Source organism: Flavobacterium sp. (genome assembly GCF_044361065.1).
Lineage (GTDB): Bacteria > Bacteroidota > Bacteroidia > Flavobacteriales > Flavobacteriaceae > Flavobacterium.
Map to the genome: position 1 here is coordinate 1 of NZ_JBIKJI010000050.1, position 12,307 is coordinate 12,307.

Here is a 12,307-nt window from a genome sequence, read left to right on the forward strand (position 1 = left end):
GCACAATCATAGTGCTCATCACCTAAAACATCTGGCGTTAAGATACGAGAAGTAGAATCCAATGGATCTACCGCAGGATAAATACCTAACTCGGCAATTTTACGAGACAATACTGTTGTAGCATCTAAGTGAGCAAACGTTGTTGCTGGCGCAGGGTCAGTTAAGTCATCCGCAGGAACGTAAACCGCTTGTACCGATGTAATAGATCCTGTTTTTGTAGATGTAATACGCTCTTGCATTACTCCCATCTCTGTTGCTAAAGTTGGTTGGTAACCTACCGCAGATGGCATACGTCCTAAAAGTGCAGATACTTCAGAACCCGCTTGTGTAAAACGGAAAATGTTATCTACGAAGAAAAGTACGTCTTTACCTTGTCCAGTTCCAGCTCCATCACGGAAATATTCCGCAATAGATAATCCTGATAATGCTACACGAGCACGAGCACCAGGTGGCTCATTCATTTGTCCGAAAACGAAAGTAGCTTTTGACTCTCTCATTCCTGGCATATCAACTTTAGATAAATCCCATCCTCCATTTTCCATAGAGTGCATAAATTCATCACCATATTTTATAATTCCTGACTCTAACATCTCACGAAGTAAGTCATTTCCTTCACGTGTTCTTTCACCTACTCCTGCGAATACTGAAAGTCCACCGTGACCTTTTGCAATATTATTAATTAACTCCTGAATTAATACTGTTTTACCAACTCCAGCACCACCGAATAAACCAATTTTACCTCCTTTTGCATAAGGCTCAATTAAGTCGATTACTTTAATACCTGTAAATAAAACTTCAGAAGAAGTAGCTAAATCTTCAAATCTTGGTGCAGCACGGTGAATAGACATTCCGTTATCTCCGTCTTTAGGTAATTCACCTAAACCATCTATAGCATCACCAATAACGTTGAATAAACGACCATAAACGTCTGGTCCAATTGGCATTTTGATTGGATTTCCTGTTCCAACCACTTCAGTACCTCTTGATAAACCATCAGAAGAGTCCATTGAAATAGTACGTACTGTATTTTCTCCAATGTGAGATTGTACCTCTAAAACCAATTTAGTACCGTCTTTTTTAGTAATTTCTAACGAATCATAAATTTTTGGAAGTTCTCCGTTAGTAGTGTCAAACACTACATCTACAACTGGTCCAATAATTTGTGCAACTTTTCCTGTAACTTTAGACATTGCTTATGTATTTATTTAATAGCTATTTATTATTGAAAAAAACATACTTTTTTCAGAGTGCAAAGATAGTTTTTTTAGATGCAATTATGCAATATATTTTTTGACTTTTTTTCAAAAAAAAAGCGAAATACTGATTATTTCGCTTTTTTATTTATTCTACAGTAACTGATTTTGCTAAATTTCTTGGCTGATCCACATTACAACCTCTTAAAACAGCAATGTGATAGGATAATAATTGCAAAGGTATTGTAGTTAGTAACGGTGTTAAAGCTTCCGAAGTTTCTGGAATTTCAATTACGTGGTCTGCTAAAGCTTTTACTTGCGTATCGCCTTTCGTTACAACCGCAATAATTTTTCCGCTTCTTGATTTTATTTCTTGAATATTACTTACTACTTTGTCGTAATGTCCTTTATTTGGAGCAATTACTATAACTGGCATTTGTTCGTCAATTAAGGCAATTGGTCCGTGTTTCATTTCAGCAGCCGGATAGCCTTCTGCATGAATATATGATATTTCTTTTAATTTTAAAGCGCCTTCTAATGCAACAGGAAAGTTAAATCCTCTACCTAAATATAAAGCGTTTGGTACATCTTTATAAATTTTAGCAATTTCAAAAGCCACATCATTTGTTTGCAACGCTTCTTTTACTTTTTCAGGAATCATTTCTAATTCTAACAAATAACGTTGGTAATCCGAATGATTCATAGTTCCTTTTGCTTTAGCTAAACGTAACGCTAAAAGAGTAAGGATTGTAATTTGAGTAGTAAATGCTTTTGTAGAAGCCACTCCAATTTCTGGACCCGCGTGTGTATAAGCACCCGCGTGAGTTTCTCTTGAAATAGAAGAACCTACAACGTTACAAACTCCAAAAACAAAAGCCCCGTTTTCTTTGGCTAATTTAATTGCTGCTAAAGTATCGGCCGTTTCTCCTGATTGAGAAATAGCAATTACCACATCATCTTTATTTATAATTGGATTTCTATATCTAAATTCTGAAGCATATTCTACCTCAACAGGTATTCTTGCAAATTCTTCAATGATATATTCGGCTACCAAACCTGCATGCCATGAGGTTCCGCATGCAATAATTAAAATACGTTTGGCATTGGTAAATTTTTCTAAATTATCTTCCACACCCGACATTTGAATAATGCCTTTGTTGGCCAACAATCTTCCTCTGTAAGTATCTTTAATTACATTTGGTTGTTCGTATATTTCTTTTAACATGAAATGTTCGTAGCCGCCTTTTTCAATTTGCTCTAAGTTCATTTGTAATTCTTGAACATAAGGATCTACTAAAGAATCATCTTTAATTTTACGAACTTTCATTGGTTTTTTCAAACGAATAATAGCCATTTCTTCATCTTCTAAATAAATAGCATTTGAAGTATATTCAATAAACGGAGAAGCATCTGAAGCTACAAAATATTCGTCTTCACCTATACCAATTGCTAATGGAGAACCTAAACGCGCACAAACAATTTCGTCTGGCTTGTTTACATCAAATACTACAATTGCATAGGCTCCGACTACTTGATTTAAGGCTACTTGTACTGCTTTTCCTAATTTTAAGTTATCTGTTTTCTGAACGTCTTCAATTAAATTAATTAATACTTCAGTATCCGTATCGGAATGAAAAACATAGCCTCTTTTTATTAATTCTTTTTTTAACGGTTCGTAATTTTCAATAATTCCATTATGCACAATGGCTAATTTTCCAGAATTTGAAAAATGAGGGTGTGAATTTACATCATTCGGAACTCCGTGAGTCGCCCAACGTGTATGTCCAAAACCTATATGTCCGTCAGTAGTTATCTCTTTTGCAACTTTTTCTTCTAAATCGGAAACTTTCCCTTTAGTTTTACAAAGTTTTAAATTTTTTCCGTCATATAAAACTAAACCAGCACTATCGTAACCACGATATTCTAATCTTTTTAATCCTTTAATAATTATTGGATATGCTTCTCTATGACCAATATAACCTACGATTCCACACATATATATAAGGGTTTAATTTGGTTTTGTATAATGTATTACTAATTTTAACTTTTTAGAAGCGTCGGCTGGCGCACTTGGATTTGTACCGTGAAGCACCACTCCTTGCTGCTCCATAATTGATGCTAATGGAAAATATTCAATGTCATCTGATGAAATAGTTGGCGTATTATTCACATCAAAAGGCGACTTGTAATAATAATTATTACTGTAATTAATATTTTCTGTAACAGAAAGTCCTAATCTTACATTTTTATTCAAATTAGAATCCGTACTGTTTAATAAATTATCAATGTGATCTGTAATTCTAATTTTGTATTTAATTCCTTTTTTATCTGCGGTATTATCGCGTTCAATAATTCCACCAAAAATTAGTTTGTTGTATTTTATGTTTGGATTTGTTGTAGCATCAAAGGTATAATCTACTAAAGATTTTTGATTTGTAGCATCAAATAAATATAACCTTTCCGCCTCTAATTGATTCGCGCCTGCCATAGCTGTTTTATCAATATAAAACTCTAAATATGCTTCATTGATTAACCATCCTTTTAATCGCAATTGATCCAATTCATCAGGAATTTGATTCGCTCCAGCTACTAATTGCCCATTAACTGGTTTTAATACATCAACATCTCCAAAAACATCTATATATACTACTGATCCTTTACCTCCTTTTAAATACAATTTAGAATCTGAACCAAAAGATGGATTGGTAGCTGAGGCGTTTAATCCTGAATTATATGCCCCTGAATAAGAATAATCTTGTAATGAAACTGAATTTGAGCCAAAACCTGTACCAAAATTTAATACCAAAGTTTTTGATGTAGCAGCAGTTCCTGCAGGAGCACCATCATTTACAGAACTATAATTTACATTTAATTTAGCGTTTGAAAAATTAAACATTGCCATAGCACCTTCTTCTCCTGGAAGTTGTTCCATTTTAAAATACAATCCTTTAAAATATTGTTTAAATTCGTTGTTGTTAATTAGGTTTGCACTTCCAGCTTCTAATATTCTTTTCTTAAAAAAAGCTTTATTTAAAGTTAGATATATACCCGGCGCTAAACGTTCCTTAACTACTCGTAAAGAAGGATCATTTTGATTGGCTAACACTACATCATTTGCATCAATATATTCCAAAACACCTGTTGTGGTATTGAATTTTGTTTTATAAACTATAATTTCTGCTTTGTTAAAAAAGAATTGGTCGTTTTCTGCTGTATTTGGACTATCATTTAAGCGTGTTCCGTTTTGTACAGAGTTTCCATTACCATCATTTCCTCTTTTTAAATTCTCAAAATTAATTAGAGCTCCATTTGCAGAGCCGTCAGAAAAGTAGCGTTGGGCTGTTTGAAAATTATTTAATGGGTTAAACTCATTTAAATAATATCCATTTTCGTAAACGCTCAATTTCATTTTACTTTCTTTGTTTGCGCCATATACAGAATTCAAAGCATATACTTTAGAGCCATCTGCATTTGTTGTTTCTACTGTACTAAAAAAAGGCACATATAAAATTACATTTTCAATTTGCACATTTGTACCAAATTTTGGTTGAGTTGTAAATAATGACACTTGTGAAACAAAATTTGCTTTAGTAACTCCAAAATATGGATTGTTGTAAATACCTAAAGGATTAACTGGCAAATTATTGGTTTGCACTTCATCTGTTTTTACAGAGTAGGCTTTCAATTGCGCTTCATGAGAACTGAAATCAAAATGTTCATCACCCACTAAATCTGATCCAATAGTGTTAAAATCTTGGTCACAAGAAATAAATACCATTGAAAAAACTAAAAATAAAACGGTTATATGCTTTTTCATTATAATTATTGAACTTTATTTTTTAAAAAATCTAAATACGTTTCTTTAAACGTTTCTTTCGGGGTGAAAGGTAAAAAAGGTTTTTTTGAAGTTTCTATATATTTTGTTAAATCTACCGACAAGTTTTCTGAAGCTATAATAATTGCATCAGAATGATCAATTGTAGCTTTCATTAAATTAGTAAAAATAGGCTCTTTATATTTAGAAATGGCGTCTTGTGGTAAATTATCGTATGCTAATTTAGTGATCAATTCTGCATCAAGCATTCCTTCAAAATCTGATGCATATACAGAGGTAATAATTTTTGTATCTCCAAAAATACCTTCGTCTTTGTAATAATGTTTTAAATATACAGGCAATAAAGAAGCCATCCAACCGTGAACATGAATAATATCGGGTACCCAATTTAATTTTTTTACCGTTTCAACAACACCTTTTGCAAAGAAAATAGCTCTTTCATCATTATCTGAATACAATACGCCTTCTTCATCAGAAAATGTAGCTTTTCTTTTAAAATATTCATCGTTATCAATAAAATAAACTTGAATTCTTTCTTTTGGTATCGAAGCAACTTTAATAATTAAAGGCATATCCATATCATTCACTACCAAATTCATCCCAGAAAGACGAATTACTTCATGTAATTGATGTCTGCGTTCATTGATATTTCCGTATCTTGGCATAAAAATTCTTATCTGCCCTCCTACTTCATTTATCATTTTCGGCAACTCATAAGAATGTAGTGATACTTCGTTTTCGGCTAAATAAGGCACTACTTCAGATGATACATATAATATCCTCTTGTCATTCATATAATAAATGTTATGTTTTTGTTTAATATGCAAAATTATAAAAATTTATGGACTTATCTACTAAAATAGTAAGTTTGCACTTTATAATATTATAATATGCCTGTTTTTCAAACACAAAATGCGCTGCAAATTGAATTAAAAAAAGCACAAAATCAATCAAAAAAAATTGGTTTTGTGCCTACAATGGGCGCTTTACATAGAGGTCACCTTTCATTATTGGAACAATCTATATCTGAAAATGAAATTACCGTGTTAAGTATTTTTGTAAACCCTACACAGTTTAATAACGCTGAAGATTTAAAAAAATATCCAAGAACATTAGAAAAAGATATAGCACTGGCTCAAGAATTAAACAAAAATATCCTTATTTATGCTCCAAGTGTAACAGATATTTATGAAGGCAATACCATTTCCAGATCATTTGATTATGACGGATTAGAACATCAAATGGAAGGCAAACATCGCCCAGGGCATTTTGACGGAGTAGGAACGATTGTGAAGAAATTATTTGAAATTGTAGAACCAACTCACGCTTATTTTGGCGAAAAAGATTTTCAGCAATTACAAATCGTGAAAAAATTAGTTGTAAAACATAAAATTCCAGTAAATGTAATTCCTTGTGAAATTTACCGGGAACCCAGTGGTTTAGCAATGAGTAGCCGGAACGAAAGACTTTCAGATAATGCTCGGAACGAATCTAAATTAATTTACAAAATTCTTTTAGAAGCAAAAGATAAATTTATGCTAAAATCGGCCAAAGAAGTTACTGAATTTGTAGTACGCGAATTTAAAAAACACAAAAATTTTACTTTAGAATATTTTGAAATTGCCGAAGAAGAAACACTTTTATCTTGCAAAAGAAAAACAAAAAACAAAAAATACAGAGGGTTTATTGCGGTTTTTATTGAAGATATTCGATTAATTGATAATATTTCGTTAAAATAAATTATAAAATTTACTTGAATTAATTAACTTTGCCGCATGCAAATACAAGTAGTAAAATCTAAGATACACAGAGTTTCTGTTACTGGAGCCGATTTAAATTATATTGGAAGTATTACAATTGACGAAGCTTTACTTGAGGCAGCCAATATTGTAGAAGGTGAAAAAGTAGCGATTGTGAATGTGAATAATGGAGAACGTTTAGAAACTTATGCCATTAAAGGACCAAGAAATACAGGTGAAATCACTTTAAACGGACCCGCTGCACGAAAAGTACATCGTGGTGATATTATTATAATTATTGCGTATGGAATTATTGACTTTGAAGAAGCAAAAACATTTAAACCTTGCTTAGTTTTTCCTAATGAAAAAGATAATTCTTTAACCTAGTTTTGAAAGCAAAAATAAAAAAAATAATTGGTATACTTTTGCCTTTATGTATTGGTTTAAGCATTATGTATTACCAATTCAACACAATGTCACAAGACCAAATAGAAAAAACAAAAGTAACATTTTTAAAAGCGGATTATTTTTATATTTTTTTGTCTTTAGTAATCTCAGTGATAAGTTGTTGGTCAAGGTCTTATAGGTGGAAATTTGCCCTAAATCATCTTGGATATACCACAAAATTTAGAAATGATTTTTTTACCGTTTGCGTATCCTATTTAGTCAATCTTACAATTCCTAGAAGTGGAGAAATTACACGAGCTGTTGTTCTAAAAAAATACGAAAATGTTCCTTTTGACAAAGGATTTGGAACTATAGTAGCTGAAAGAGTTGTAGATTCATTAATATTTTTATTATTCCTTTGTGTAGGATTTGTGTTGCAATTTGATAAAATATATCAATTTTTATTAGATAACCATTTTAATTTTAATAAATTAATTTTTATTGGAATAACAGGATTTGTATTTTTTATTGTGTGCATCTTAATTTGGAAATTTTCTAAATTAAATTTTATTTTAAAGCTTAAACATAAATTATCTGGATTAACAGAAGGTATTTTAAGCATTTATAAAATGGAAAAGAAATGGGCATATATTTTCCATTCCTTCTTAATTTGGTTTTCTTACTTAGCGATGTTTTATGTTACTATATTTGCATTACCAGAAACCGAAAAAATTAGCTTTGATATTGTAATTATGGGATTTATTTTTGGAACTTTCGCCGTTGGATTTTCTCCTGGTGGTTTAGGTGCCTTTCCTTATGCAATAGCTTCAATATTTCTTTTATACGGGATTCCTACAGAAATAGGAACTGCATTTGGCTATTTGGTTTGGACATCTCAAACACTTTTAACTATTGTATTGGGATTAATATCTTATATATTATTACCTATTTTAAATAAAAAATAAGTAGTATATTGCTACATTATTAATCCAATTACAAATGAAAATTAAATTCACTCTACTATTTTTAATGGTTTCTGTTGCCTTGTTTTCACAAAAAGTGCAAGACAAAATACAATCTAAAAAACTTAACGAAGAACGAAACTTCTCAGTTATTTTACCGGCTTCATATGAAAACAGTCCCGAAAAAAAATATCCTATTTTAGTTTTATTAGATGGCGAATATTTAGCTGATCCGTTTTCAGGAATTTTAAAATACGGAAACTATTGGGACGATTTACCTGAAATTATTATTGTTGCGGTAAATCAGAATTATGGTGAAACCCGTTTTAATGATAGTAATTATAGTGAAGAAGGATTACCTGCAGAATCAGGCGCTAAATTTTTTGAATTTATAGGATTTGAATTATTACCTTATATTCAACAAAAATACAGAACCCTACCTTTTAGAATTATAGCAGGTCACGATACCACCGCTGGATTTTTAAATTTTTATTTATATAAAGATGACCCAATATTTAATGCATACATTTCAATTTCTCCAGAAATGGCGCCAGAAATGGAAGTTCGAATTGCAGAACGATTAGCAAAAACACAAAAACCAGTATTTTATTATCAAGCTACGTCAAAAGCCGACTTAGAGGAAATTCAAGAAAACACAAAAAAACTAGATGATGTTGCAAAAGAAATTAAAAACCCAAATGTAAACTACCGATATGATGTTTTTCAAAACACTTCTCATTATTCTTTAGTTGCCGAAGCTATTCCAAGTGCATTTTACTTTATTTTCAATGGATATCAACCAATTTCAAAATTAGAATTCAACGAAAAAATATTAAAATTAGAAAGTGGATATACCCAATACTTAATTGATAAATATGATACTATTGAGAAGAAAATCGGATTAAAAGTTCAGCCTAGATATTCAGATTTTAAAGCTATTGAAGCAGCAATTATTAAAAACAAGGCCTACTCAGAACTCGAAAATTTAGGGGCGTATGCTGACAAACAATACCCAAAAACAATGTTAGGAACCTACCATAGAGGGCTGTATTTTGAGAAAATTGGAGACTATAAACGAGCAGCTAAAGAATATCAAAGTGCTTATACAAAATCCGAAATTGGTGATTTAACTAAAAATTACATCTTAAATCGTGCAGAGGACTTAAAATCAAGAAAAGAAGAACCAAAAAAAGAAATTGAAGAATCAGCGCCAGTGGAAACTCCAACAGAAACACCCGCAGAGGCTCCAAAAAAAGACGAATAATTTCGAAAAATAAAATACAAATGGCTAAATTAAAAACTTCCTTCTTTTGCCAAAGTTGCGGCACCAATTATTCTAAATGGCTCGGACAATGTACGTCTTGCAAGGAGTGGAATACAATTGTAGAAGAAATTATTCAGAAAGAAGAAAAACAAGCCTGGCGAAGCACTACTTCTGAAGCAAAAAAAGTAGCGAAGCCTTTAAAAATTAACGAAATTTCGACTTCAGAAGAAGTACGAATGAATACTACTGATGGCGAATTAAACCGCGTATTAGGTGGCGGATTGGTTCCAGGTTCTCTTACACTTTTAGGTGGCGAACCAGGAATTGGAAAAAGTACACTTTTACTTCAAATTTCGTTAAAACTACCTTATAAAACGCTTTATGTTTCTGGAGAAGAGAGTCAGAAACAAATAAAAATGCGCGCCGAAAGAATTACAGGACAAACGGATAATTGTTTTATTTTAACCGAAACCAAAACACAAAATATTTTTCGACAAATTGAGGAAATTGAACCGCAAGTAGTAATTATTGATTCAATTCAAACTTTACATACCGAATATATCGAATCTTCTGCAGGAAGCATTTCTCAGATTAGAGAATGTACTGCAGAACTAATAAAATTCGCTAAAGAAACCAACGTTCCTGTCATTTTAATTGGACACATCACCAAAGACGGTACAATTGCAGGTCCGAAAATTTTAGAACATATGGTAGATACCGTTTTGCAATTTGAAGGCGATAGAAATCACGTGTACAGAATTTTACGAGCTTTGAAAAATCGTTTTGGTTCTACTGCCGAATTGGGCATTTACGAAATGTTAGGAAACGGCTTACGCGAAGTTAGTAATCCATCGGAAATATTAATTTCTAATAAAGACAATTATCTATCAGGTACGGCAATAGCAACTACAATTGAAGGTATGCGCCCGTTAATGATAGAAATTCAAGCATTAGTTTCTACTGCCGTTTATGGCACACCTCAACGTAGCACAACCGGTTATAATCTGAAACGATTAAATATGATTTTAGCTGTTTTAGAAAAACGTGCAGGATTCCGTTTAGGGGCTAAAGACGTTTTTTTAAACATAACAGGTGGTATAAATGTGGACGATCCTGCAATTGACTTGGCCGTTGTTGCCGCTATATTATCTTCTAATGAAGACATTACGATTGATAAAGATTTTTGTTTTGCTGGCGAAGTAGGTTTAACCGGCGAAATTCGACCCGTAAATAAAGTAGAGCAACGCATACAAGAAGCTGAAAAATTAGGTTTTTCGACCATTTTCGTATCGAAACACAATAAAATAAATCCGAAAGATTTTAAAATTGATGTGCGATTGGTTAGTAAAATTGAAGATTTAGTGGAACAATTGTTTGGATAAAATAAACCCTAATTCTTAAACATAAAATATATGAAAAAACGTTTCTTAACTATTTGCTTATTGGTCTCTGCAATTGGATTTGCACAAAAACCAATTTTTACTTCAGCCAAAACAAAAGCGGCTACTGTTTATTTTTCCGGTGCTGAAATAACACAGAGTACTTCGGTAAATTTACCTGTAGGAACAAGTGAAATTGTTATAAAAAATGTAGCGGATTACTTAAATGAAAATACCGTACAAATTGCAGCGCCTAAAAGCGTGACCGTTTTATCTGTTCAGTTTTCAGATAATTATATTTCTGAATACGAACTTGATGAAAGCAATCCAGCTATTAAAAAAGTTCAAGACAGCATTTTATATGTTCAAAAGGAACTTAAGAAAATACAAATTGATAAAAATTCGCACCAACAAACCATTGAAATATTAGATAAAAACAAAGAAATTCGTGGTGCAAATTCTGGTTTAAATGTAGCTGAATTAATGAAACTTGTTGAATATTATAAATCTAAAAGAATTGAACTGGACAATGCAGTTGTGTTGCTTACAGAAAAAGAAACAAAATGGAGAAAAACACTTGACGAATTAAACAATAAATTGGAAATTAATACCCAAAAAGAAGACAAAATATCTGAAGGAAAATTAATTTTACAAGTAATGAATGAAGTAGCTGGAAATGTAAATTTAGACATTTCTTATATTACCAATTCGGCTTCTTGGCAACCTTTTTACGATTTACGAGCAGAAAATATAACTGCTTCAATTGATCTTGCATACAAAGCAAAAGTAACTCAAACCACAGGAATTGATTGGAAAAAAGTAAAACTTACCCTTTCAAGTGGCAATCCAAATCAAAACAATATTGCACCATTATTACAAGCTTGGTTTTTAAGTTATGGGAAAAATAAAGAATTTGAAAACAGACCAAATGCATCCGTTTTAGCTTCTTTACAAGGAACGGCTCCAGGTTTAACAGTGATATCATCAAGCGGAACACCAGGTTCGACTAAATTTGATGGATATATTAGAGGTGCTTCCTCAATTAATGGAGATACAGACCCTTTAATCATAATTAATGGCATTCCTTCAAGTAATCAAGATTTTAAAAACCTTGACCAAAATAATATAAAAAGTGTTAATGTAATTAAAGATGACGCTGCAATATCAATTTATGGAAATAAAGGTGCCAATGGAGTAGTTTTGATAACAACAAAAAATATGAATGATTATACCACAATTGAAGAACAAGAATTAAATGTGTCATTCGATATTGATATCCCGTATGATATATTATCTAATGGAAAAGCACATAGCGTATCCTTGAAAGATATTAAAATTCCAGCAACTTATAAGTATTATGCGGCTCCGAAAGCAGAAAAAGAAGCCTTTTTATTGGCTGAATTAAATGATTATGCAAAATATAATTTATTGCCTGGTGAGGCAAATATTGTTTTCGAAGGGATGTATGTTGGTAAAACGACGATAAATCCGAACCAAACGCAAGACACTTTAAATTTAAGTTTGGGTAGGGATAAAAAAATCTCGATT

At 31.8% G+C, this 12,307-nt stretch carries 10 protein-coding genes; 6 read left to right on the forward strand and 4 right to left on the reverse strand.

All coding sequences use genetic code 11. The features are described from left to right. The 4 genes from atpD to ACIQ11_RS04715 form a co-directional block, all read right to left on the reverse strand. The coding region (gene atpD / locus ACIQ11_RS04700; RefSeq protein WP_396153278.1) for a F0F1 ATP synthase subunit beta at window positions 1–1,190 on the reverse strand (1,190 nt) is incomplete at its 3' end. A 151-nt stretch (window positions 1,191–1,341) separates the two neighbouring features. Continuing rightward, window positions 1,342–3,189, reverse strand: coding sequence for a glutamine--fructose-6-phosphate transaminase (isomerizing) (gene glmS, locus ACIQ11_RS04705; RefSeq protein WP_396153280.1), 1,848 nt, complete (start codon window positions 3,187–3,189; stop codon window positions 1,342–1,344). A gap of 12 nt (window positions 3,190–3,201) precedes the next feature. Continuing rightward, window positions 3,202–5,010 (reverse strand): DUF4270 domain-containing protein, encoded by a 1,809-nt coding sequence (locus ACIQ11_RS04710; protein WP_396153282.1) that lies wholly within the window; start codon window positions 5,008–5,010, stop codon window positions 3,202–3,204. A 5-nt stretch (window positions 5,011–5,015) separates the two neighbouring features. Beyond that, window positions 5,016–5,822 (reverse strand): glycogen/starch synthase, encoded by an 807-nt coding sequence (locus ACIQ11_RS04715; RefSeq protein WP_396153284.1) that lies wholly within the window; start codon window positions 5,820–5,822, stop codon window positions 5,016–5,018. A 96-nt stretch (window positions 5,823–5,918) separates the two neighbouring features. Between ACIQ11_RS04715 and panC the strand changes: the two genes are divergently transcribed. The 6 genes from panC to ACIQ11_RS04745 form a co-directional block, all read left to right on the forward strand. Beyond that, on the forward strand, window positions 5,919–6,767 hold the full coding sequence (gene panC, locus ACIQ11_RS04720; protein WP_396153286.1) for a pantoate--beta-alanine ligase: 849 nt from the start codon (window positions 5,919–5,921) through the stop codon (window positions 6,765–6,767). A gap of 36 nt (window positions 6,768–6,803) precedes the next feature. Beyond that, the gene (gene panD / locus ACIQ11_RS04725) at window positions 6,804–7,154 is read left to right on the forward strand and encodes an aspartate 1-decarboxylase (protein ID WP_166075636.1); all 351 of its coding nucleotides are present in this window, start codon (window positions 6,804–6,806) and stop codon (window positions 7,152–7,154) included. A gap of 38 nt (window positions 7,155–7,192) precedes the next feature. After that, window positions 7,193–8,119 (forward strand): YbhN family protein, encoded by a 927-nt coding sequence (locus tag ACIQ11_RS04730; protein ID WP_396153294.1) that lies wholly within the window; start codon window positions 7,193–7,195, stop codon window positions 8,117–8,119. A 34-nt stretch (window positions 8,120–8,153) separates the two neighbouring features. Next, a complete protein-coding gene (locus ACIQ11_RS04735; RefSeq protein WP_396153288.1) occupies window positions 8,154–9,380 on the forward strand; it encodes an alpha/beta hydrolase in 1,227 nt (408 codons plus the stop codon). 20 nt (window positions 9,381–9,400) lie between these two features. Then, on the forward strand, window positions 9,401–10,762 hold the full coding sequence (radA, locus tag ACIQ11_RS04740) for a DNA repair protein RadA (protein ID WP_396153290.1): 1,362 nt from the start codon (window positions 9,401–9,403) through the stop codon (window positions 10,760–10,762). A 30-nt stretch (window positions 10,763–10,792) separates the two neighbouring features. Next, window positions 10,793–12,307 (forward strand): mucoidy inhibitor MuiA family protein (locus tag ACIQ11_RS04745; protein WP_396153292.1); only part of this gene is annotated, 1,515 nt, incomplete at its 3' end.